This window comes from Aquitalea sp., from assembly GCF_030150775.1.
Classification (GTDB): Bacteria; Pseudomonadota; Gammaproteobacteria; order Burkholderiales; family Chromobacteriaceae; genus Aquitalea; species Aquitalea denitrificans.
On record NZ_JASLFG010000011.1, the window covers coordinates 39749 to 63073 of the forward strand.

The following is a 23325-nucleotide window of genomic DNA, read 5'->3' on the forward strand; positions in this document are numbered from 1 at the left end:
TGCCGCCTGCGTTGCGGTACGGATTCTTACTCTCCTTGAAGGAAGTTTTCTTTGGAACTGGATTTGTGGTGGCTACTGCTGCTTCCGGCTTTTTTTGGTCTGGGCTGGCTGGCTGCGCGGGTAGACATGCGCACGGTGCTGAAACAGGCCAAGTCGGTACCGACCGGGTTTTTCCGTGGTCTGGATGCCTTGGTGGACGACAAGACCGACATCGCCGCCCAGGCGCTGGCTGAGGTTTCGCGCCAACAGGGTTCCGCACCCGAACTGCAACTGACGCTGGGTAAGCTGTATCGCAAGCGCGGTGAGAACGATCGTGCCATCCGCCTGCATCAGCGCATGCTTGAATCGTCCGACCTGCCGGCCGAGCAGCGCGATATCGTGCGCAACGAACTGGCGCAGGACTTTCGCAAGGCCGGTCTGGTGGACCGGGCCGAGGAAATCCTGCTGAAACTGTTGAGTGGCAACATGACACTGGCCGCCCGCCGGCAGTTGCTGGATATCTACCAGCAGGATAGAGACTGGCAAAAGGCCATTGAAACTGCCAGGGAATTGCGCAGTGATGCCCATTCCTTCCAGCATGAAGTGGCGCAGTTCTACTGCGAGCTGGCACAGGGCGAACTGTACCGGTCGAATTACCCGGCCGCCCGCACTCTGGTGGCCGAGGCGATGCAGGTTAATCGCAAATGTGTGCGCGCCAGCCTGATTCTGGGTGATATCGAATTTGCCGAAGGCAAAATCGAAGCCGCCATTGCGGCATGGCAAAACATTGAGAAACAGAATTACGAATACTTGTCGATGGCGGCCGAGCGCCTGTTCGATGCCTACGAAAAGCTGGACAAGCCGCAGGAAGGCATTGCCTTGCTGCAGGGCTACCAGAAAACCTTCCCGCAGCTGGAGCTGACCGATCTGCTGTACCAGAAGCTGTCGGCCTATGAAGGCGAAGAGCGGGCGCTGGATGTGGCGCGTCAAGCCGTGCATGCCCGGCCCAGCCTGATGGGGGTGTACCGGCTGATCGAAGCGCAGATGGACGAATTGTCGCCGGAAGGGCGCATGGATGCCGAAGTGGCCCGTGCGCTGATCCAGAAGCATGCAGCGCGCCTGACCGTGCACCGCTGCAAGTGTTGCAATTTCCGCTCGCGGGCTTTCTTCTGGCATTGCCCCGCCTGCGGCGAGTGGGAAAGCTTTACGCCCAACCGCTCGGAAACTCATTGATTGTATTCAGGAGAAGACATGAATCCGCTAATTGCCGCCGGTCAGTACCAAGAGCCGGCATCTCCTGTCGTCGTGGCACTGGATTTTGCCGATGCGCCGTCGGCTCTCGAATTTGCCGCCCGGCTTGATCCGCAACAGTGCCGGCTCAAGGTGGGCAAGGAGCTGTTTACCGCCAGCGGTCGCAGCCTGGTGGAAAGCCTGGCAGCCCGTGGTTTTCAGGTATTCCTTGATTTGAAATTCCACGACATTCCCAATACCGTGGCACAGGCTTGCAAAGTGGCAGCCGATGCCGGTGTCTGGATGGTGAATGTGCACGCTTCCGGCGGTCGCCGCATGATGGAAGCCGCGCGCGAAGGCCTGGCGCAATACAGCCAGCGCCCGCTGCTGATTGCTGTTACCGTGCTGACCAGCATGGAAGCCGCTGATCTGGTGGATATCGGTATTACTGCTTCTCCGCAGGAGCATGTGCTGCGCCTGGCTACCCTGACCCGGGATTGTGGTCTGGATGGTGTGGTGTGTTCCGCACAAGAGGCTCCAATGCTCAAGTCGGCACTGGGTCAGGACTTCAAGCTGATCACCCCGGGCATCCGCCTGGCCGACAGTGCTGCAGACGACCAGCGCCGGGTGATGACGCCGGTGGCTGCGCTGCAGGCGGGGGCTGATTATCTGGTAATCGGCCGCCCGATCACCCGTGCCGATGCGCCGCTGGATGTGCTTTGCAAGATCAACGGCGATATCGCCAGCTACCGGGCTTCCCTGTCATGAAGATCACGGTTGTTGGTTCCGGTTATGTCGGCCTGGTAACGGGAACTTGCCTGGCTGAAGTCGGCAATCATGTGCTGTGTCTGGATGTGGACCCGGCCAAGATCGCTACCCTGCAGCAAGGCGGCATTCCGATTTACGAACCCGGTCTGGATGACATGGTGCGGCGCAATGTTGCCGCTGGCCGCCTGTCTTTCACTACTGATATTGGCGCGGCAGTCGAGTTTGGCGAAATTCAGTTCATCGCGGTGGGTACACCGCCGGATGAAGATGGTTCCGCCGATTTGCAATACGTGCTGGCAGCTGCCCGCAATATCGGTCTGTATATGACGGAGCCCAAGGTAGTGGTGGACAAGTCCACTGTGCCGGTGGGTACTGCCGACAAGGTAAAGGCACAGATTGCGGCCACTCTTGCCGAGCGCGGTGCCGACATCGCCTTCAGCGTGGTGTCCAATCCCGAATTCCTCAAGGAAGGTGCGGCCATCGAGGACTTCATGAAGCCCGACCGCATCGTGGTGGGCGCTGAAGACGAACGTGCCATCGAGCTGATGCGCCGCTTGTATGCGCCGTTCCAGCGTAATCACGACCGTATCCTGTTCATGGACGTGCGCTCTGCCGAGCTGACCAAATATGCTGCCAACGCCATGCTGGCCACCCGTATTTCCTTCATGAACGAGCTGGCCAATCTGGCGGAAGACCTGGGCGCAGATATCGAACTGGTACGCCGTGGCATCGGTTCCGATCCACGCATCGGCTATCACTTCCTCTACCCTGGTGCCGGTTACGGCGGCTCCTGCTTCCCCAAGGACGTTAAGGCGCTGGTGGCCAGTGGTCGTGAGCAAGGCCATGCCATGCGGGTGCTGACTGCGGTGGAAGAAGCTAACGAGGCGCAAAAGCGCCGCTTGGTGGACAAGCTGGTCAAGCGCTTTGGCGACGATCTGAGTGGCCGTCACTTTGCCATCTGGGGTTTGGCATTCAAGCCGAATACCGATGATATGCGCGAGGCTTCCAGCCGTGTGATTGTTGCCGAACTGGCCCGCCGTGGCGCAACCGTGGCCGCCTATGACCCGGTTGCCGCAGAGGAAGCCAGACGCGTGATGGGCGATACGCCCGGCCTGCGTTTTGCCGACGACATGATGGCTGCGCTGCAGGGGGCGGACGCTCTGCTGATCGTCACCGAATGGAAGATGTTCCGCGCGCCGGACTTCGACGCCATCAAGGCCAGCCTCAAGCAGCCGGTGATTATTGATGGCCGCAATATGTACGACCCCGCCTGGCTGCGTGAGCTGGGCTTCGACTATCAGGCGATAGGACGCTGAAGAGCATGAATCTGTTGCAACAACTTGGACTGGATCGCAGCAAGCTGGCTGCCGAGCTTGCTGGTGCCCGCGTATTGGTGGTGGGGGATGTGATGCTGGACCGTTACTGGTTTGGCGATGTCTCACGCATTTCGCCGGAAGCGCCGGTGCCGGTGGCGCGTATTGGCCGCATGGAAGAGCGCGCCGGCGGTGCCGCCAATGTAGCGCGCAATATTGCCAGCCTGGGCGGCCAGGCTTCCATTTTGTCGGTGGTGGGCGATGACGAGGCTGCCACTGCGCTGGAACGGCTGATGAAGGACGATGGCATCACCACCTTGTTCAAACGGGATGCTGCCATCTCCACCACCATCAAGCTGCGGGTGGTGGCGCGCCAGCAGCAGTTGATCCGGCTGGATTTTGAAGATGCGCCCAGCCATGAAATCCTGGCTGACAAGTTGGAACAATACCAATCGGTGCTGGCTAGCCACGATGTGGTGATCCTGTCCGATTACGGCAAGGGCGGCCTTACCCATGTGGCGCGCATGATCGAGTTGGCCCGCGCAGCCGGCAAACCGGTGCTGATCGACCCCAAGGGCGACGACTACGCCAAGTATGCCGGTGCCACCCTGCTGACGCCCAATCGCAGCGAATTCAAGGAAGTGGCAGGCAGCTGGCAGAATGAAGAGCAGCTGATTGCCAAGGCGCAGGCTCTGCGCAGCCAGTTGCAGCTGGATGCACTGTTGGTGACCCGCAGCGAGGAGGGCATGACCTTGTTCCGCCCCGATGGCGCGCTGCACCAGCCTACCTTCGCCCGCGAAGTATTCGATGTCTCTGGTGCCGGCGATACGGTCATCGGCACCCTGGGCCTGGCCATGGCTGCCGGTCTGCCCCTGCCGACAGCCATGAGCCTGGCCAATGCCGCTGCCGGCATCGTGGTGGGCAAGCTGGGCACCGCCGTTTGCACACAGCAGGAACTATTTGCCAGCTAATCTGGCCTGGACCGTTATATGCTACCGGGGCTGAGGCTGCATGCCTGCACCGGTGGAACACAAAAGGATGAATCATGACCATCGTGGTTACCGGCGCCGCCGGCTTTATCGGTTCCAATATCGTCAAGGCGCTGAACCAGCGCGGCATTACCGACATTATTGCAGTGGACAATCTCACCTCCGGCGACAAGTTCCGCAATCTGGTGGACTGCGAAATTGCCCATTATCTGGACAAGCATGATTTCCTCAATCTGCTGCTGGAAGGCGAATACGAGGGTGAGATCAGTGCCATCCTGCATCAGGGCGCCTGCTCGGACACCATGAACCATGACGGCAAGTACATGATGGATAACAACTATCAGTACACGCTGGCGCTGTTTGATTACTGTCAGCACGAGGAAATCCAGTTCCTGTTTGCCTCCAGCGCTGCCACCTATGGCAAGGGCACCATCTTCAAGGAAGAGCGCCAGTACGAAGGCCCGCTCAATGTCTACGGCTATTCCAAATTCCTGTTCGACCAGGTATTGCGCCAGCGCATGCAAGAGGGCCTGTCCGCCCAGGCGGTGGGATTCCGCTATTTCAATGTCTACGGCCCGCAAGAGCAGCACAAGGGCCGCATGGCCTCGGTGGCCTTCCACAACTTCAACCAGTACCGCGAACACGGCAAGGTCAAGCTGTTCGGCAGCAATGATGGCTGGGGCAATGGCATGCAAAGCCGGGACTTTGTCTCGGTGGAGGACGTGGTCAAGGTCAATCTGTACTTCCTGGACAATCCGGGCAAGAGCGGCATCTTCAACCTGGGTTCCGGTCGCGCCCAACCCTTCAATGACGTTGCCGTGTCCACCGTCAATGCCTGCCGTCGGCACGAAGGCAAGCCGGCGCTGAGCCTGGACGAACTGGTGGCCCAGGGCATCATCGAATACATCGAATTCCCGGAAGCACTGAAGGGCAAGTACCAAAGTTTTACCCAGGCAGACATCGGCAAGCTGCGCGATGCCGGTTACAGCGCACCGATGCTGACGGTGGAGCAGGGTGTGGATCGCTACGTGGACTGGCTGATCAGCCGCTAAGGCTTGTTCATCCCGGCAAAACCGCCATGCCGCGCGCTGGCGGTTTTTTCATGATCTGGGCGGGCAGGCCGGAATTGGTTATTTGATTAGAAATAACGGTTCGACTGGAAGATAGCGCCAGGTCGTATAATGGCGCTCTCGCAAGGAGACTTCACCGTGTACAAGTATCTGGAAGATTTCGTCGGCCACACCCCCCTGGTACGGCTCAAGCGCATGCCGGGCGACAGCAGCAATATCGTGTTGCTCAAGCTGGAGGGCAATAACCCAGCCGGATCGGTCAAGGACAGGCCTGCGCTGTCGATGATCCGCCGGGCCGAGGCGCGCGGCGATATCAAACCGGGTGATACCCTGATCGAACCCACCAGTGGCAACACCGGTATCGCGCTGGCCATGGCAGCGGCGATGATGGGCTACAAGATGATTCTGCTGATGCCGGAAGGCTCCAGTGCCGAGCGGGTGCAGACCATGCGCGCCTACGGTGCCGAGGTCATCCTGACGCCGAAGTCCGCCTCCATGCCGGGCGCCATTGACGAGGCGCATCGCATGCAGCAAGCCGGGCTGGGCGTCATCCTCGACCAGTTTGCCAATCCGGATAATCCGCTGGCGCATTACGAAAGCACCGGCCCGGAAATCTGGGCTGATACCCAGGGCGGAATTACCCACTTTGTTTCCAGCATGGGCACTACCGGCACCATCATGGGCAATAGCCGCTTTCTCAAGGAAAAGAACCCGGCCATCCAGATCATCGGTGTGCAGCCGGAAACCGGCAGCCAGATTCCCGGCATCCGCAAATGGGAAGATGAGTACCTGCCCAAGATCTGCGATTTCAGCCGTATTGACCAACTGATTCATGTATCCCAGCAAGAAGCGGAAGACACGGCACGCCGACTGGCACGCGAAGAAGGCATTCTGGCCGGGCCGTCCTCGGGTGGCGCACTGGCGGTGGCGCTGCGGCTGAACCAGCAGCTGGAGAACGCGGTGATTGTGTCCATCGTCTGCGACCGTGGCGATCGCTATCTGTCGACTGGCCTGTTTCCCCTGTAAGACGAACTGTTCAATACAAAAGCCGTTTCTATCGGGAAACGGCTTTTTGCTGTCTGTACGGTGGTTCAGCGGTGAATATCGTGGCTGACAAAGGGCTGCTCGGCGCTGGGCATGTTCAGCCAGCCGGGGCGGCGCAGACTGTTGCGAATGTCTTGATAACCGCTATGCCAGTGCTGGCGCATGGTCTGCAGGCCAAACTGGTAGTCCTTGTAGTGGTCATCGTAAACCTTGTCCTGATAGATCAGATGCACCACGTTCAGGCGCTGGCAGTTGGCGGCATGCCGGGCGGCCAGAAAGGCTGCCGAGCCATGCTCGCTTTCGGGAACCAGTGCCATCAGCTCGGACAGCAGTTCACGGTATTGCAGTTCCTGGCGCAGGACATCGGTCACCATGCGGGTGCGGCTGGAATACTGGATATCCTTTTGCCGCATGGCCACTTCCTTCATATTGCCGGGCAAGTTGCCGCGGGCACTCCACAGGTCCACCTGGAAGGCCAGGGTGTTGTGGCGGTTTTCCTTGCTGATTAGCTGGCTTAGCGGTGTATTGGATACCACGCCGCCATCCCAGTAGAACTCGCCGTCGATTTCCACTGCCGGAAAGCCGGGAGGCAGGGCACCGGAGGCCATGAAATGCTCCGGTCGCAGCTGTTGCCGGGTATTGTCGAAATAGACGAAGTTGCCGCTACGGACATTGACTGCCCCAACCGATACCCGCATCTGCCGGCTGTCGTTGATCCGGTCGAAATCGGCCAGCTGTTCCAGCGTCTGCTTGAGTGGGCTGGTGTCGTAAAAACTGATGTCTGCCGGACTGCTGGTATGTTGCAAGGCCCAGGGCAGGCGTGGTCGATAAAAGCCGTTTTGTCCCTCCAGCATCGAGCGCCAGGCTTCCCAGCCGGCCAGCAGATGTTGCATGCTGGCCGGCCAGTGCTCGGGGTCCAGCATGGCCAGCGGTGTGGCGGGCAGAATGGGTGGCTGGCAGATGGTTTCCCAGAAGCGGCGCAGCTGGTCTACCCGTTTGCCCGGCGGATTGCCGGCAATGATGGCGGCGTTCAGTGCCCCAATGGAAATGCCGGCTACCCAGTTGGGGTGCAGCTCGGCCTCGGCTAAGCCCTGATACACTCCGGGCTGGTAGGAGCCCAGTGCGCCGCCGCCTTGCAGCAGCAGGGCGACAACATGGTATTGATGGCCTTTGGGCAAGCTGGGGCTGTGGTAAAGGCGGTGTTGAGGATCGTAGCCAACGCTCATGCAATACTCCGTCTGCACATCGGTGTGCGGCTGTTGCTGGTTTGCCGTATAGAGGGGAACCGCCTGCAACCAAAAAGCAGGGGCTCCGCTCATTGCTTGGTGTGCGCTTATTGCATATACCAGCCGTGGCTGACCACAAAGGACTGCCCGGTCAGTGCCGCGCTGGGGAAGGCGGCCAGATACAGTGCGGTCTGGGCAATATCGTCCACCGTGGTGAATACGCCATCCACCGTGTCGCCCAGCATTACATGCTTGATGACTTCGTCTTCGCTGATACCCAACGTTTTGGCTTGTTCCGGGATCTGTTTTTCCACCAGAGGGGTACGGACAAAGCCGGGGCAGATGACGTGCGAGCGCACATTGTATTCTGCCCCTTCCTTGGCCAGTACCTTACTCAGCCCTAGCAGCGCGTGCTTGGCGGCGACATAGGCGGATTTCAGCTTTGATCCCTCATGCGAATGTACCGAACCCATGTAGATGACGGTACCACCGCGCTTGTCCTTGTACATATGGGGCAGGGCGGCGCGCGTGGTGAGGAAGGCACCATCGACATGGATGGCCTGCATTTTTTTCCAGTCGGCAAAGCTGAAATCCACCAGCGGGCTGATGATCTGGATGCCGGCATTGGAAATGAGAATATCCAGCTGGCCAAAGGCGTCCACTACTGCCTGGGTGCCGGCGATGACGGCTTCCTCGTTGGTGACATCCATCGCCACACCCATGGCCTTGCCACCGGCGGCTTCGATTGCGCTGGCCGTGGCTTGGGCCGCTGCCAGATTGATGTCGGCGATGGCTACTGCTGCCCCTTCTCGGGCATAGGTTTCGGCAATGGCACGGCCAATGCCGCTGGCGGCACCGGTAATCAGGGCAACTTTTCCTTGCAGCTTCATGAGGCTTCTCCTGTTTCAGACCAGATAATCAAACTCGACCTTGCCCAGACCCAGGGTCAGATCGGCAACATAATGTTTGGCACCCAATACTTCCAGCACCGGCAGCTCGGCTACCGGAGCCAGCGCATGGGCAAACAATGACAGCGCGGCCGGGCCGCTCCAGGCTCCATGTACGGTGACATCCAGCATGGGAAAGCTCACCAGCTCGCAGATGCGCGCCGTTCCATCAACATGGGGGATGATTTTCAGCAGGTAGTTCGGGGTGGTACGCAGGCTTTCGGCAATGGCCTGCCCGTCCAGTTCCCGGTGTTTGTAACCCATGGTGCCGGTGGCCACGCGTACCGGGCCGTAGTTCAGCTCGCCCACCAGGGTGTCGGTATGCACTTGCAGACGGGGGCTGGCCATCTTTTTGGGAAAACCCCACAACTCGCGGCCGCCGGCGGTTGGCGGATGGTCGTTCAGGTACATGGCATGGGTGTAGTTGCCCGGCTTGCCCTGATAGGAAACCGGAATCACCTGGCCGCTTTCGGTGTAGTCGCCAAAACCGGTGGAATCCGGCATGCGGATGAATTCGAAATTGACCACCGGCTCGGTCATTTGCAGTGGCTCAGGAATCACTGCACGCAGTTTGTCCGGGTCGGTGCGATAACTGATGATGAAGAATTCCCGCTGGTAAAAGCGGTAGGGGCCGGGTGGAAAGGCCGGGCTGGTAAGTGGCATGGCAAAGGCTTGCCGACGAATCTGTTCGATATTCATGGCCGTACCTGTAAGGGTGTCTACGTTGCTGGATTGCATGCCGCCATGGCTACGGGCGACAGCCCGTAAAGGATGTCTGGCGAGGCTGCTCACAGCCAGATCGTGGTGACTGGTCTAATTGTCAGGTATGAGGGATTGCAGTTGCATGTCCGGCCCTGTTTTTCACTTGACCGGCAACGTGTCGATTCGGGTTATCATGCGCTATTAATCGCCGGTCGGGCAGGGTTCGCGGTATGGCTTCATTGCGCCGGTGCCAGCCTGCGCCAAAACCAACAACAGAACAGCACATATCATGTCCCAGCATACCTTTTCCCCGGATGACAACGCCCTGACCAGTCCCAAAGCTTGGTATCAGGCCGCCAGTGAAAAGCCCGGTTTCATTCATGACGCGGCCCAGGCTGCCGCGATCGAACACCTGGACGCATTGTGGCATCAGCTGCTGGAGTTCAAGGATAAACGCAACCGCTTTCTGGGACGCAGCCTGCGCAGTCCGGATGTGCCGCGCGGCTTGTATTTCTGGGGTGGTGTCGGTCGTGGCAAGAGCTTCCTGATGGACGCCTTCTATGCCTGCGTGCCGTACCGCCGCAAGCGCCGTATCCATTTCCACAATTTCATGGCTGAGGTGCACCGCGAGCTACGCCAACTGGCCGGTAGCAAAGACCCTTTGCTGGCCTATGCCGACAAGATTGCCCGTGAAACCCGCCTGCTGTGCTTTGACGAATTCCATGTCAGCGACATTGCCGATGCCATGATGCTGGGTCGATTGCTCAGTGCCTTGTTCGAGCGTGGCGTGGTGTTGGTTACCACCTCCAACTATCCGCCTGACGGTCTGTATCCCAATGGCCTGCAACGGCAGAACTTCCTGCCCACCATCGAACTGATCAAGCGTGAGCTGGATGTGCTGAACGTGGATGGCGGCAATGATTACCGCCTGCGCGAACTGACGCGCGAGCCCTTGTTCATGGTGCCGGACGACACTGCTGCCCAGGCGCGCATGGAAGGTATGTTTACCCGCCTGAGCAGCGAAGAGTTGATTGCCAAGCAGGAAATCGAAGTGCTGGGGCGGCAGATTCCGGTAAAGAAACTGGCACCGGGCATCATCTGGTTCGATTTTTTCGCCATTTGCGATGGCCCGCGGGCGCAGACTGACTATCTGGAAATTGCCACCGAATTCCATACCGTGTTCATCAGCGGCATCCCTAAACTGGCGGCCAAGGATGCCTCCATTGCCCGCCGCTTTACCTGGCTGGTGGATGTGTTTTACGACAACCGCGTCAAGCTGATTGCCTCTGCTGTCGTGGAAATCGATGACATCTATACCGACGGCGTGCAGGCCAGCGAGTTTTTCCGTACCGCCAGCCGCCTGACCGAGATGCAATCCAAGAGTTATCTGGAACTGCCGCACCAGAGTGCGGGCCAGACGCACGACCAGCCGCCGCCAGGCGTGGTGATCTGAGCCAGCATGCTCCGTCTACGGCCAGACTTTGTCTGGCCTTTGCTGTGTCAGGCTGGCGGAATGTCGTCGATCAGTGCAATCAGGTCGGTGATACCCACATCCTCGCCCAGCTGCGATAGCAGGGTCGTAGCCTGACCGCGATGGTGGGTCTGGTGATTGAACAGGTGCAGCAGCAGGGCGTGGAAGTTCTTGCATTGCGCCACGCCGCGGGTGTTGTGATAGGCCAGCGGCTGATCAAGATCGCGGTCCTGTAGCTGGGCACACAGCTGGATGATGACCTGGTCCAGCAGCTGGCGGCGCGTGTTGAGCGCAGCCAGATTATCAAACAGCAAGCCGTTAAGCGAAGCCGGCTGCGTGATGTCCTGTAATGCGTGCAAGGCCGGAAAGCCAGCCGGGTGCTGACGATAGCGCTGCAGCCACAGGGTATCGCCCACCACAATGTGATTGAGCGTACCGAATACCGAGCCAAAGAAGGCTCCCATTCCACGCTGCAGCGCGGCTTCTGGCAAGCGGGCTGCTGTCTGGTAAAGCTTGTCATTCATCCATTGGTTGTAGCTGGCTTGCAGCGCAAGCTGTTCGAGTCGGTCCATGATCCCCTCCGGAAAACAGCACGATAACGCAGCACTTGTCCGAATGACAGGCAAAACAAAAGCGACCCGTGGGTCGCTTTTTCTACAGCATCAGGAAGGCGATCAGGCGCGCTTCTTGAATTCGCCGGTGCGGCTGTCGATTTCGATCTTTTCGCCGGTAACCACGAAGGCCGGAACCTGTACTTCGAAGGTGGTACCAACCAGCTTGGCCGGCTTCAGAACCTTGCCCGAGGTATCGCCACGTACGGCCGGCTCGGTGTATTCCACTTCGCGAACCACGGTGGTCGGCAGTTCAACGGAGATGGCCTTGCCATCGTAGAAGGTAACCTGGCAAACGTCTTCCATGCCGTCAACGATGTAGTTGATGGTGTCGCCCAGGTTGTCGGCTTCTACTTCGTACTGGTTGAATTCGCTGTCCATGAACACATACATCGGGTCAGCAAAGTAGGAGTAGGTACAATCCTTGCGGTCCAGAACCACGACATCGAACTTGTCGTCAGCGCGGTAAACGGCTTCGGAGCCGGCGCCGCTCAGCAGGTTCTTCATCTTCATCTTCACGACGGAAGCGTTACGGCCGGATTTGCTGAATTCAGCTTTTTGCACGACCATCGGGTCGTTGCCTACCATGAATACGTTGCCAGCGCGGAGTTCTTGTGCGGTTTTCATTACGTGTAAAGTCCCAAACTCTTGATTGAACTCGGAAAACGGTTTCCGAAAAACGGGCTATTTTAGCCGGTTTTGTATGAATTGCACCAGCCGCATCCCCAAGTCTCCCGCGTGCAGCAGTTTGTCCGGCCAGCTGCGGCTGAGCTGGTGCCACTGCGGCAGATACTTTTCCAATGCCTGCCAGGCGGGCAGCATACCCTGGCCATGGTTCCAGGCATGGCTGGCTGCCTTTAGCGTGCTGGCGGTTGCTGCGTCAATACCTCGACAGTAGTGTGACAAAAAGGCATCAAGCTTCACCATGTGCGCTGCGTCGTCCTGCGGGTAGATGTGCCAGATGAAAGGCCTGCCTGCCCATTGCGCACGCACGAAACTGTCTTCGCCGCGTACAAAGTTGATATCGCACGACCACAGGGTGAGGTCGTAACTGTCCTGATCGGTCATCGGCAACACATGCACGGTCAGTGCACCACGGCTGATATGCTGGCCGGCCTGTAGCCGCTGGCCCATCACCGCCTCCACATCGGCCAGCACCTTGCCTTCCGGCACCATGCAGTGCACCGGCATGGAACTGTGCGTCCAGTAATCCAGCAGTTCGCGCGCGGCGGGATTTTCGTAGGCAAACAGGCTGACGCGCCATTCTTCCGGCTGTTTCTCCGGTATATCGAACATCTGCCAGAAGGCGCGCTGTGCCAGGCTGTCCTGCTGCCAGCGCTGCCGGGTGGTGATCAGCCCGTCCTCGCACAGCAGGCCGCCGGTGTGCTCGGTGAAGCCGGGAAAGAAAAAGTATTTGGTCAGGGGCAGGCGCGGGTGGGGCGAGGCCATGCCGTGACATCCTTCCACCCAGTCTTCGGCCGACAGGTATTCCAGATTGATCCATACCGGTGTGACCGCTGCTTTGGCCATTGCCAGCGCTACCGCATCAGGCAGGCGGCAACCAAAGGCCTCAATGACTACCTGCGCGGGATTGTAGTCGGTAAAGGTGGCATCCGGCTGCCACTGGCAGATGGTGATGCCATCCAGCTCCTGTCTGGGACAGGATGGGTCAAGCACGGGGGCAATACGGGCAAAGCTGGCCAGATCATCCACCCACAGGCGCACCGCGTGGTCAAAATCGTGCGTCAGCCGGCGCGCCAGTCGCCAGGCGACGCCGATATCACCGTAGTTGTCGATGACGGTGCAGAAAATATCCCAGCTTAACGGTTTGGAATGTGGCATGGCATGCAGGGTTAAGGGAGGCTGGCGCAGCATAGCACGCGGCCATGCTGCTTGCCGGGTTGGCTTCCGGCAGATGATGGCTGCTGGCGACGATGACAACATTGCTAACAACATGTAACTAACACTGTTTGATAAAGCAGTTAAAATGAAAAACTGCTGTCAAAAAGAAGATTGTCATGAGCGCAACTGATCAGAGTACCGGGAAACCTACTTCCTCTCGCCGACCTGCACGCTGGCGGCGCTGGCTGGCCGGCATTGCCGCCATCCTGCTGTTGCTGTGGGGGTTTCTGGCTGGTATCGCGCCGGGCATTGTCCAGAGCCAGGCGGCTAAATGGGCAGCCGGTATCGGCCGCAAGCTGACGTTGGGAGAGGTATCCATCAATCCCTGGCGCATGGCCGTGGAAGTGCGTCAGTTACAGCTGACCGAAGGCCAGGGTGCGCCGCTGTTTGCCGCGGATCGGGTGTATGTGAATCTGGACCCCTCAGCCTTGCTGCTGGGGCGTTGGCAATTGTCGGAATTCAGCGTTGATGTCCCGAAGGTATGGGTACAGCGTAACGCCCAAGGCCAGTGGAACTGGGCGCGCTTCATCAGTGATGCCAGCGGCCCGGCCCAGCCTAAAAAAGACGATGGTTCGCCGACCAAATTCCTGCTCCAGGCATTGAACATCCGCAATGGCCAGGTCATGTTCCAGGACCAACTGGCCGGTACTGACAGCTTCAAGGTTTCGCCGCTGAATCTGGCGCTGACCGATCTCACCACCTTGCCCGAAGCCGGTGGCTATCGCCTGCATGCGGCCCTGGGCGACGGTACGCAACTGGACTGGAAAGGCAGCCTGCAATTGCAGCCCTTGCAATCGAGTGGCACCGCCAGCATTCGTGGTTTTACCCTGGCCAGCATCTGGGAATACGTTAAACCGCATTTCAATATTGCCAAGCCGCAAGGCACGCTGTCGGCACAGGCCAGCTACCAGTTCGACCTGAAAGGCAAGCAGCCGCAGTTGCAGATCAGCCCTTTCAGTGCCGAGCTCAAGGGCTTGCAGATGCAGGCTCCCGGTACGCAGCATCGCTTTGTCCTGCCTTCCTTGCAGCTGAAAGGGGGGCGTTTTGACCTGCAACATAGTCAGTTGAGCCTGCAACAGATCGCGCTGGATGGCGGCAGCCTGGAAGCACAGCGCATGGCAGACGGTAGTCTGGACTGGCTGGCAGCCCTGCCTGCCAGCAAGGCAGCCGGTGCGGCATCGACCGAAAACAGCAAAGCAGCCCCTTCGCCATGGCAGGTGAAGGTGGAAGACATCAAGCTGGCCAACTGGCAATACCGCTTTGGCGATGCCGGTTTTGCCACCCCGCTGCAAGTGGCGGCACGCCTGCCGCTATTGCATGCCCGCTTTGAACTCGACCCGAAACGTGGTTTTGCGGTGGACAAGCTGGCTGGCGAACTGGCTGACATCAAGCTGGGCAATGCCACGCAGTCAGAGAAAATCACGCTGGCCAAGCTTAGTGTGCAGCCCTCGCGCATCGTGCAGCAGGGACAATTGCTTGAACCTGGTGCCGTGGAACTGCAAGGCTTGCGGGTGGCGGTGGAGCGCAACAAGCAAGGGCAGTTGAATCTGGCCCAGCTGTTTGCCCGTGGCAAGACGGCGGCTGCAGCCGCCAAACCAGCCGCGCAGCAGGACAAGCCGGGCTGGCAGCTGCATTACCCCACACTCACCCTGAGTGATGGTGAAATCAGCTGGAACGATTACACCCTGTCGCGTCCGGTAACGGCCAGCTTGCGGGCGCTCAATGCCCGGGTGGAGAGTCTCGATGCGCAACAATTGGCCGTCACGCTGGATGGCAAGCTGGAGAACGGCCAGTTGCAGGCCGCGCTGCAGCTGGACCCGGCTACGGCGGCGCTGAAGGGACAGATCAAGGCCGATGGCCTGCCGCTGGTACCGTTTGCGCCTTACGGCCTGTCTACCACCCCGCTGCACATGCGCGGCGGCCAACTGAATGCGGCGCTGGATGTGGAATCGGCCAGTAAGGGCTGGAAAGTGGCCGGCACTGCCGGTATCAGCAAACTGGCCATCATGGAGCCGGGCGAAAAGCTGCCGCTGCTGGGCTGGGACAATCTGAAGGTGAATGGCATCAAGGCCCAGAGCACCCCGGCAGTGCCGCTCAGCGTGGCGGTGCAGGATATCCGGCTGGAAGCCTTGTCAGCGCGGCTGATTCTGGATGCCAAGCGTCAGCTCAACTGGCAGCGCATTTTTGCCGCCAAGCCTGCGGCGGCTACACCGCCGGCAGCGCCGGCCAAAACAGCCACTGCCGCGGCCATACCGCCGGTGGATATCCGCAGCATCCACCTGAACCGCAGCAGGGTACAGTTTGCCGACCAGAGCATGAACCCCAACTTTGCCACCCAGATGCACCATCTGCGCGGTTCGATTCAGGGCCTGTCCACCCGTCCGGGGCGTACCGGCACCGTGACACTGGATGGTGATGTGGATCAGTACGGCGATGTGCGGGTTCGTGGTGCGCTGGCACCGATGGCGGTAACCGACAATACCGACATCACCATGTCATTCCGTAATATTCCGCTCAACAACCTCAACCCCTATGCCACCACCTTTGCCGGCTGGCGCATTAACGATGGGCGCTTGACGGTAGATCTGCATTACCTGCTGGAACATCGCCAGATGAAGGGGCAGAACCGGGTGGTGATCAACACCATCCAGCTGGGCGACGAGGTACCGGACTACAAGGGAACCCACCTGCCGCTGCGACTGGCGGTGGCCTTGCTGGAGGATAGCGACGGCAAGATTGACCTGGACCTGCCGGTATCCGGCAGCCTGGACGACCCGCAGTTCAGCTATGGCCAGATTGTGTGGAAGGCGCTGGTGAATGTGGTGACCAAGGTGGTAACTGCGCCGTTCCGGGCGCTGGGTGCCCTGCTGGGCGGCGAAGGCTTTGACAGCGTGTACTTCATTCCGGGCGAAGCCAGCGTGGCACCACCGGAGCGCGAGAAGCTGGAAAAGGTGGCCGGCGTCATGGCCAAGCGGCCCAAGATGCAGCTGCAGATAGCCGGCAGCTACGATCCGGATGTGGACAGCAAGGAGCTGGCACGGGCGCGTATCGACAGCGCCATTCTGCAAGCAGCCGGACGCAGTCTGCTGCCAGGTGAACCGCTGCCGGTGCCGGATATGGCAGACCCGGCCATGCTGGATGCCATCAAGACGGTTTATGCGCATGATCTGGGCCGACTCAAGCTGATGTCCCGTACCCTGAATCCGAGTGGACCATCCGGTGCCGCGTTGGCCAAGCTGCTGCGTGGTGAGCTGATTGCTGCCCAGAAAGTGGACGATGCCGCCTTGCACCTGCTGGCGCGGCAGCGGGCGGAAAATGCCCGCAAGGTGATGATGCGAATTGACAACACTCTGGCCGATCGCCTCACTGTGGGCGAGCCGGTTAAAACCCGCGCCGAACGGGACGGTGTGGCACTGGGGATCAAGCTATCCAGCAAATAGTTCCTGAAATGGCTTGATGTCCATCAATAAACGGCGTAACTACATATAGTGTAATACGCCGTTTTCTTTTGCCAGATGTTGTGGCTTGGCCGGCTTGCTTGATACACGCTCACCAGAGCGTGTCAAGGTGTGCATTGCCTGGCGAACAGGCGTAGAGTGCATGGATTGCCGAAATGGCAAGGCTGCAGAAGTCAGGAAAATTCTCAAAAATTTCAGGAAATCGAGGGGCCGGAATGAAGCGTGAAAACAGTGCCGTCATGCTGGAGCAGGATATCTCGCGCGAGGTATTGCTGGAAAAGTATGCCAAAGGTAATGAACAGAGCGTCAGTGAAGTCAGACAGCGTGTTGCGCGCGCGCTGGCGGCACTGGAGCAGGACCCGGCCCGTTTCGAGCCGCTGTTCTTTCAGGCATTGGACAATGGTTTCATTCCCGGCGGTCGCATCAATTCCGCTGCGGGCACCGAGTTGCGCGCCACCTTGATCAACTGCTTTGTCCAGCCGGTGGGCGACTCCGTCTCCGAACCTTCCAACGGCAAGGCCGGCATTTACGAAGCCCTGTTGCAAGCCGCCGAAACCATGCGTCGTGGCGGTGGCGTGGGCTACAACTTCTCGCGTATCCGTCCCAAGGGCGCACGGGTAAAAGGCACCAATAGCCGCGCTTCCGGGCCGGTATCGTATATGCGGGTGTTCGACCGCAGCTGCGAAACAGTGGAATCGGCCGGTGCCCGCCGTGGTGCGCAAATGGGTGTGCTGGATGTCAGCCATCCGGACGTGGAAGACTTCATCCACGCCAAGGACAAGGGCGACCTGCGCAACTTCAATATTTCGGTTGGTGTGTCCGATGACTTCATGCGTGCGGTGGAAGCTGATGCCGAGTGGGAACTGACCCACAGTGTGGAGCCGGCCACCGACGCCTTCCCCGGCCACTACCAGCGTGCCGACGGCCTGTGGGTATACCGCACCATCCCGGCGCGCGATCTGTGGCAACAGATCATGGCATCCACCTATGACCACGCCGAGCCGGGCGTGCTGTTCATGTCCAAGATCAACCAGGACAACAACCTGTCCTATTGCGAGGTGATTGAATCCACCAACCCCTGCGGCGAACAACCGCTGCCGGATTACGGCTGCTGCGACCTGGGTTCGGTCAATCTCACCAAATACGTGCGTCAGCCGTTTGGTGCCAAGCCCAGCTTTGATTTCAAGGCCTTCGAGAGCGTGGTGCGCATGTCCATCCGCATGCTGGACAATGTGCTGGACCTGACCGTGTGGCCCTTGAAGGAGCAGGAGCGCGAAGCGCAGTCCAAGCGCCGGGTCGGCCTGGGTTTTACCGGTCTGGGCGATGCGCTGATCATGCTGAAGATACGCTACGACAGCGAAGAAGGCCGTCGTTTTGCCGCGCGCATTTCCGAATCCATGCGCGATGCAGCCTATGACGCCTCGGTGGATCTGGCCATCGAAAAAGGTGCATTCCCGCTGTTTGATGAGGACAAATACCTGGCCGAACCGCATTGCGCCAGCCGCCTGCCGGACAGCATCAAGGCCCGTATCCGCAAGCACGGCATCCGCAACTCGCACCTGCTGTCGATTGCCCCTACCGGTACCATTTCGCTGGCCTTTGCCGATAACGCCAGCAATGGCATCGAGCCGCCGTTCTCTTGGTTCTACACCCGCAAAAAGCGCATGGCTGATGGCTCTACTCAGGAATATCTGGTGGAAGACCACGCCTATCGCGTATACCGCATGCAGGGTGGCGACACCCAGGCGCTGCCGGACTACTTTGTCTCGGCCCTGGAAATGAGCGCGCTGGACCATATGCGCATGGTGGCCGCCGTGGCACCATATATCGACACTGCCATCTCCAAAACGGTGAATGTGCCAGCGGATTACCCGTTTGCCGATTTCGAAAGCCTGTATCTGGAAGCCTGGCGCAATGGCCTGAAAGGCATTACCACTTACCGCCCCAACAGCGTGCTTGGTTCGGTATTGTCCATCGAGCCGGCAAAGGAAAGTGCCAAGGAAGCCCCGCAAGACCTGTCCGCCAGCCAGGATGGCGACCCGGACCGCCGCATCACCCTGAATACCGCGCCCAGCCCGGCGCTGGCCAGCCTGAAGTGGCCGAACCGGCCCAAGCTGAAGGAAGGCAACCCCTCCTGGACCTATATGGTGGAAGGCCCGGCCGGTGACTTTGCCGTGGTGGTGGGGCATGTGGAAAACGGTCGCATCACGCCGTTTGAGTGCTGGGTGAATGCCACCGAAGAACAGCGTGGCCTGGGCGCGATTGCCAAGACGCTGTCGATGGACATGCGCTGCCGCGACCATGCCTGGCTGTCGGCCAAGCTGGAAGCCTTGTCGCATACCAATGGCGACAAGCGCTATGTGTTTGAACTGGGTGAACGCACCGTGTATGCCACTTCGGCCGCTGCGGCGCTGGGTCAGGTGGTGCGTCATCGCGTGGAGCAGCTGGGCGCACTGACCGCCGACCAGCACGAACCCACCCCGGTGATGGATGCGCTGTTTGCCCGCAAGGAGCCCAAATCCGGCACCGATGGCACCATGAGCTGGTCGGTGGATGTGGCCAACCCGCAAACCGGTGACGATTTCGTGCTCTTCCTGAAAGAACTGGTGTTGCCCAATGGCCAGCGCCGCCCGTATTCGGTATGGCTGGCCGGCAACTATCCGCGCGAACTGGATGGCCTGTGCAAGATGCTGTCGCTGGACATGCGGGTGATCGACCCGGCCTGGATCGGCATGAAGCTGCGCAAGCTGCTGAGCTATGCCGAGCCGCAAGGCGACTTCTTTGCCCGCATTCCGGGCCAGGAAAAATCGCAAAGCTGGCCGTCCACCGTCGCCTATATGGCGCAGCTGATGATTCACCGCTACGCCATGCTGGGCGTGCTGACCCAGGATGGCGTGCCGCTGGAGGAGATGGGGGTGATGGTGCCGGAGCAGAGCGATCTGTTCAGCCCGGAAGCCGCCACCCAGGCGGCACTCAAGCCCCTGTCCGGCAAACCCTGCCCGGAATGCGGCAACCATGCCCTCATCAAGAAGGACGGCTGCGAATTTTGCACCGCCTGCGGCCATGTAGGGGCTTGCGGTTAAGGTGTAGTGCTTGCGGGTGGGCCGGCCTGTAAGCTGACCCGCCTGCTGCCTCGCGCGTCAGGCATCGTCCCGGTAACGGTTTTCCGGCAGGCCGTAGTGGCCGGTGCGGATGGCCAGTACCGCACCATCCTGTGGGCCGGGCTGGCTCAGGCCAAAGCGGGCGGAAGTAATCAGCAGGGTATCCAGTTGTTTGCCGCCTTGTGCATTCCCAAAAGTACAGCTGGTCGGGTTGCGGACCGGCAGCGGGATGATGCGGTCGGTTTTACCTGCTGGCGTGGTACGCACGATGCAGCCTCCGCCAAAGCGGGCCGTCCACAGGCAGCCATCCTCATCCATGGCAGAACCATCGGGAATGCCCGGCACGCCTTGTTGCAACACTCGGCGCTGGCTGATGTCGCCGGATGCCGCGTCGTAATCCCACACCCAGATGGCATTGCGCTGGCTGTCGCCTGCATAAAAGTAGCGCTGGTCGGGCGACCAGGCCATGGTATTGGGGCAGCCGAATTCGGCTTCACTCAAGGCAATGGCCTGCTCCCCGCTGGTGCGCCACAGGCGCCCGGCAAAGCGGGAGGTGGCGCGTGGCTGGCCATGGTGGTCCAGATTGTTTTCCATGCTGGCCACCCAGAAGCGTCCTGCCGGATCACACTTACCTTCATTCAGCCGCAGCTGCGGGTCGGTTTCCGGCCGGGTGAGCCAGTGCAACAGCCCCTGTGTGGGCGTCCAAAGCGCGGTACCGCTGGCAAACGCCACCACCGCCATGTTTCCCTGCGGGTTCAGTGCCAGTGCGGCAGGTAGTTCGGCGGTGGGAAAGCTGTCGGTGCGGCCATCCGCCCAGCGGCGGCGGATGGCCTGTGCCGTCATGTCCACCGACCACAGACAGCCGTGTACTGCATCCCAGCACGGGCTTTCGCCTACGTGGTCGCGTTGCCTGCCCCAGATGGCTATCTTCATGGCTTTGACTCGGCAAAATAATGCGGGAACAGCGCTTGGGCCTGCTCCAGGAACGAGAATATCCGCCGCAGATGCAACTGCAGGCAGGCTTCGGCTGCCATGCCGTCGCTGCCGGCAATGCTGTCGCGTATGGCCTGGTGCTGGGCAATCACCATGGCCAGATCTTCCACCGAGGCCACCGTCAGTTGCCGGAAGCGGTCCATATGCACCTTGACGCGGGCAATCTCCTCGATCACCGGGCCACATCCGGCAAACAGGGCGATATGGCGGTGGAAGTCCTCGTCAGATTGATAAAAACGTGCCAGATCGCCCACCTGCAAATAGGTGCGTTGCAGGGTGATTTCCCTGTCCAGCTGCATCCGCAGGAGCTGGCGATCCGCAATGGCCATGACTTTGCGCAGCATGGCGGTTTCCAATGCTTCGCGCATGAATTGCGACTTTTCCAGATCGCTGCGGCGCAAGGGCAGTACGCGGCTGCCACGCTGCGGCATGACTTCCACCAGGCCCTGTTCTGCCAGTCTGGCCATCGCCTCGCGCACTGGGGTGCGGCTGACGCCCAGGGTGGCGGAAAGCGAGGCTTCAGAAATCAGCCGGCCCGGTTCCAGCTCGAAGCGGCAAATCCGCTCCAGCAGCAACTGGTATAGCTGGCGTGCCAGCGGCTGGCGCGGATCCGGCACAAAGGGTTGGCGCGTGGCCAGGGCAGCAGGCTGGCTCATCACACCCGCAGCCCTTGCATGAACTGGCGGCGCAGCAGCACAAACAGCAATAAGGTGGGCAGCGAGGCCAGCACGGCGGCGGTCAGCATGATATTGGGCCCGCTTTGCGCATAACTGCCCTGGAACACCAGCAAGGCATTCATGATGGAACGGGTTTCCGGGCTATTGCCCAGCACCGAGGAAAACAGCATGTCGTTCCAGATCCAGGTGAATTGCAGCAGGAACACCGCCGACATCGGACCGCGCAGATTGGGCAGGATGATGCGCCAGAACAAGATGAATTCCGACGCGCCATCCAGCCGTGCCGCCTGATCGATTTCCAGGCTGAGGTTCTGCATGTAATTGCGTAATACCAGCAGCGGGAATGGAATGCAGATGGCGGTGTACAGCAGGCACATGCCCAGATGCGTATCCAGCAACTCAGCCCACTGGAAGCCGAAGAACAGTGGAATCAGATACATCTGGAAGGGAAACACCGTGCCGGCAAACAGCAGCAGGAACCACAGATTGCGGTGCCGGAAGTGCATGCGCGCCAGTGGATAAGCGGCCATGGCGGCCAGCAGTACCGCCAGCGAGGCACCCACTGCGGCATACAGGCTGGAGTTGAGCATGGCCTGTGCCATATCGCCCTGTTGCCAGGCCATGCGGATATTCTCTAGCAAGGGGGACACACCCTCGGGCAGGGACAGCGGGGCCGAAGCGGCATACTCGGCGGTGGATTTGAAGATGGCCAGCAAGACATAGCTGAAGGGCAGCAGCCACAGCAAGGCGAGTGCTAATCCACACAGGGCCTTGCCCCAGCGTGGTGGTGATGCCGGCGGCGGCAGGGCCAGCCATTTGGCTTGTTGCGACGATAGGTTTTGCATCAGCGGACCATCCTGTCTACACGGGCTTGCAATAAGGTCTGGAGCCAAGTAACAGCCAGCACCACGCCACCAATCACTACTGCGGTGGCGGCAGCAAAGGCCCAGCTGTTTTTCTGGAAGGCTTCGAAGTACATGAACACCGCCAGCGACAGGGTGCGCTGTTGCGGATAGTTTGCCCCCATCACCCACAGCAGATCGAATACCGTGAAACCAGCCAGTACGGAGAGAATCACCACCATCAGCAAGGTGGGTGCAAGCAAGGGCAGGGTGATGTGGCGAAACACCTGCCAGGGCCTGGCACCGTCCATGCGGGCGGCATCCAGCGGATCGCGCGGTAGCGCGGCCAGCCCCAGCAACAGCAGGACCATAACCAGCCCACAGCTTTGCCAGACAAAGGTCAGGATGATGGCGGGCGTGACCAGTTGTTCTTCAAACAGCCAGCCGGTTTCCACCGGCATGCTGGTGAACTGTCCCAGTACCTGGTTGAGCATGCCTTGTGGCGCGTAAACGTAGTACCACATCACGCCAACTGCCGTCGGGGCCAGGATGCGCGGCAGGAAAATGATGGATTTGAACCATTCCTGACCGGGCATCTGGCGGAACAGCAGCGCCAGTCCCAATCCTACCGTGAGGGGAAACAGCACCGAGGCCAGCACCCACAGCGCGGTATTGCCCAGTGCCTCGTCAAAATAGGGGCTGGACCACAACTGGCGATAATTCTGCCAGCCGGCGAAGTCGTCCCGGCCCTCAAACAATTGCCATTGGGTAAAACTGAGCCAGATGTTGTACAGCACCGGCAGTAATAGCAGGGCTGTCACCAACAGCAGGGCGGGGGCCATGAAGCGCAGTGCCACGCGAAACTGACGCCCTTGTTGGGCGCGTTCGCGTGCCTTGATTTGTGCCAGGCCGATGCGGGCCAGCAGTTGTTGATCATGCTGCATGAGCGGGTTCATGCCGGTCTCCGTTGAGGTGCGGGTGGCTGGCCTGTTGCCAGGCGAT

General features: G+C 60.0%; 19 protein-coding genes. 9 read left to right on the forward strand and 10 right to left on the reverse strand.

All coding sequences use genetic code 11. From position 1 onward, the window contains the following. The first annotated feature begins 51 nt into the window (after positions 1-51). The 6 genes from lapB to cysM all read left to right on the forward strand — a co-directional run bounded on the left by lapB (position 52) and on the right by cysM (position 6375). Complete coding sequence (gene lapB, locus QVF59_RS03910; protein ID WP_159875391.1) at positions 52-1212, forward strand: lipopolysaccharide assembly protein LapB; 1161 nt, start codon at positions 52-54, stop codon at positions 1210-1212. An 18-nt stretch (positions 1213-1230) separates the two neighbouring features. Beyond that, complete coding sequence (pyrF, locus tag QVF59_RS03915) at positions 1231-1977, forward strand: orotidine-5'-phosphate decarboxylase (protein ID WP_287877504.1); 747 nt, start codon at positions 1231-1233, stop codon at positions 1975-1977. Next, the gene (locus tag QVF59_RS03920; RefSeq protein ID WP_159875393.1) at positions 1974-3293 is read left to right on the forward strand and encodes a UDP-glucose dehydrogenase family protein; all 1320 of its coding nucleotides are present in this window, start codon (positions 1974-1976) and stop codon (positions 3291-3293) included. Before pyrF ends, QVF59_RS03920 begins: the two co-directional genes overlap by 4 nt. A gap of 5 nt (positions 3294-3298) precedes the next feature. Next, the gene (gene rfaE1 / locus QVF59_RS03925) at positions 3299-4261 is read left to right on the forward strand and encodes a D-glycero-beta-D-manno-heptose-7-phosphate kinase (RefSeq protein ID WP_159875394.1); all 963 of its coding nucleotides are present in this window, start codon (positions 3299-3301) and stop codon (positions 4259-4261) included. Positions 4262-4335: 74 nt separating this feature from the next. Next, positions 4336-5331 carry an ADP-glyceromanno-heptose 6-epimerase gene (gene rfaD, locus QVF59_RS03930; RefSeq protein ID WP_159875395.1) on the forward strand — a complete coding sequence of 332 codons (996 nt, stop codon included), beginning with the start codon at positions 4336-4338 and terminating at the stop codon, positions 5329-5331. Between the two features lie 129 nt (positions 5332-5460). Next, positions 5461-6375 carry a cysteine synthase CysM gene (gene cysM, locus QVF59_RS03935; protein ID WP_159875396.1) on the forward strand — a complete coding sequence of 305 codons (915 nt, stop codon included), beginning with the start codon at positions 5461-5463 and terminating at the stop codon, positions 6373-6375. Positions 6376-6440: 65 nt separating this feature from the next. Here the strand turns inward: cysM and QVF59_RS03940 are convergent, their stop codons facing one another. From QVF59_RS03940 to QVF59_RS03950, 3 genes are all read right to left on the reverse strand, one after another. Continuing rightward, entirely contained in the window at positions 6441-7619 is a 1179-nt protein-coding gene (locus QVF59_RS03940) for a DUF3734 domain-containing protein (RefSeq protein WP_287877506.1), read from the reverse strand. Between the two features lie 107 nt (positions 7620-7726). Beyond that, on the reverse strand, positions 7727-8509 hold the full coding sequence (locus QVF59_RS03945) for a 3-hydroxybutyrate dehydrogenase (RefSeq protein WP_287877508.1): 783 nt from the start codon (positions 8507-8509) through the stop codon (positions 7727-7729). A 15-nt stretch (positions 8510-8524) separates the two neighbouring features. Further along, positions 8525-9265, reverse strand: a complete 741-nt coding sequence (locus QVF59_RS03950; protein ID WP_287877510.1) for an acetoacetate decarboxylase — start codon at positions 9263-9265, stop codon at positions 8525-8527. Positions 9266-9557: 292 nt separating this feature from the next. Here QVF59_RS03950 and zapE point away from each other — a divergent pair, with 292 nt between their 5' ends. Next, complete coding sequence (gene zapE / locus QVF59_RS03955; protein ID WP_287877512.1) at positions 9558-10721, forward strand: cell division protein ZapE; 1164 nt, start codon at positions 9558-9560, stop codon at positions 10719-10721. A gap of 47 nt (positions 10722-10768) precedes the next feature. Here the strand turns inward: zapE and QVF59_RS03960 are convergent, their stop codons facing one another. The 3 genes from QVF59_RS03960 to earP all read right to left on the reverse strand — a co-directional run bounded on the left by QVF59_RS03960 (position 10769) and on the right by earP (position 13192). Beyond that, positions 10769-11311: a DinB family protein gene (locus QVF59_RS03960; RefSeq protein ID WP_287877514.1), complete on the reverse strand. Its 543-nt coding sequence runs from the start codon at positions 11309-11311 to the stop codon at positions 10769-10771. Positions 11312-11413: 102 nt separating this feature from the next. Next, a complete protein-coding gene (gene efp / locus QVF59_RS03965; protein ID WP_159875403.1) occupies positions 11414-11977 on the reverse strand; it encodes an elongation factor P in 564 nt (187 codons plus the stop codon). Between the two features lie 57 nt (positions 11978-12034). Then, positions 12035-13192, reverse strand: a complete 1158-nt coding sequence (gene earP / locus QVF59_RS03970; RefSeq protein ID WP_287877516.1) for an elongation factor P maturation arginine rhamnosyltransferase EarP — start codon at positions 13190-13192, stop codon at positions 12035-12037. A 176-nt stretch (positions 13193-13368) separates the two neighbouring features. On the opposite strand from earP, the gene QVF59_RS03975 reads away from it, so the two are divergent. Continuing rightward, positions 13369-16692, forward strand: a complete 3324-nt coding sequence (locus tag QVF59_RS03975) for a DUF748 domain-containing protein (RefSeq protein ID WP_287877517.1) — start codon at positions 13369-13371, stop codon at positions 16690-16692. A 233-nt stretch (positions 16693-16925) separates the two neighbouring features. Then, positions 16926-19793: an adenosylcobalamin-dependent ribonucleoside-diphosphate reductase gene (locus tag QVF59_RS03980; RefSeq protein WP_287877518.1), complete on the forward strand. Its 2868-nt coding sequence runs from the start codon at positions 16926-16928 to the stop codon at positions 19791-19793. Between the two features lie 57 nt (positions 19794-19850). Here the strand turns inward: QVF59_RS03980 and QVF59_RS03985 are convergent, their stop codons facing one another. Genes QVF59_RS03985 through QVF59_RS04000 form a run of 4 tightly spaced genes read right to left on the reverse strand, consistent with a single transcriptional unit; the run spans position 19851 to position 23279 of the window. Continuing rightward, complete coding sequence (locus tag QVF59_RS03985) at positions 19851-20744, reverse strand: SMP-30/gluconolactonase/LRE family protein (protein ID WP_287877519.1); 894 nt, start codon at positions 20742-20744, stop codon at positions 19851-19853. Next, on the reverse strand, positions 20741-21460 hold the full coding sequence (locus tag QVF59_RS03990; RefSeq protein ID WP_287877520.1) for a GntR family transcriptional regulator: 720 nt from the start codon (positions 21458-21460) through the stop codon (positions 20741-20743). The genes QVF59_RS03985 and QVF59_RS03990 overlap by 4 nt, the downstream gene beginning before the upstream one ends. Then, complete coding sequence (locus QVF59_RS03995; protein WP_287877522.1) at positions 21460-22326, reverse strand: carbohydrate ABC transporter permease; 867 nt, start codon at positions 22324-22326, stop codon at positions 21460-21462. The genes QVF59_RS03990 and QVF59_RS03995 overlap by 1 nt, the downstream gene beginning before the upstream one ends. Beyond that, positions 22326-23279: a carbohydrate ABC transporter permease gene (locus QVF59_RS04000; RefSeq protein WP_287877524.1), complete on the reverse strand. Its 954-nt coding sequence runs from the start codon at positions 23277-23279 to the stop codon at positions 22326-22328. The genes QVF59_RS03995 and QVF59_RS04000 overlap by 1 nt, the downstream gene beginning before the upstream one ends. Positions 23280-23325: the final 46 nt, after the last annotated feature.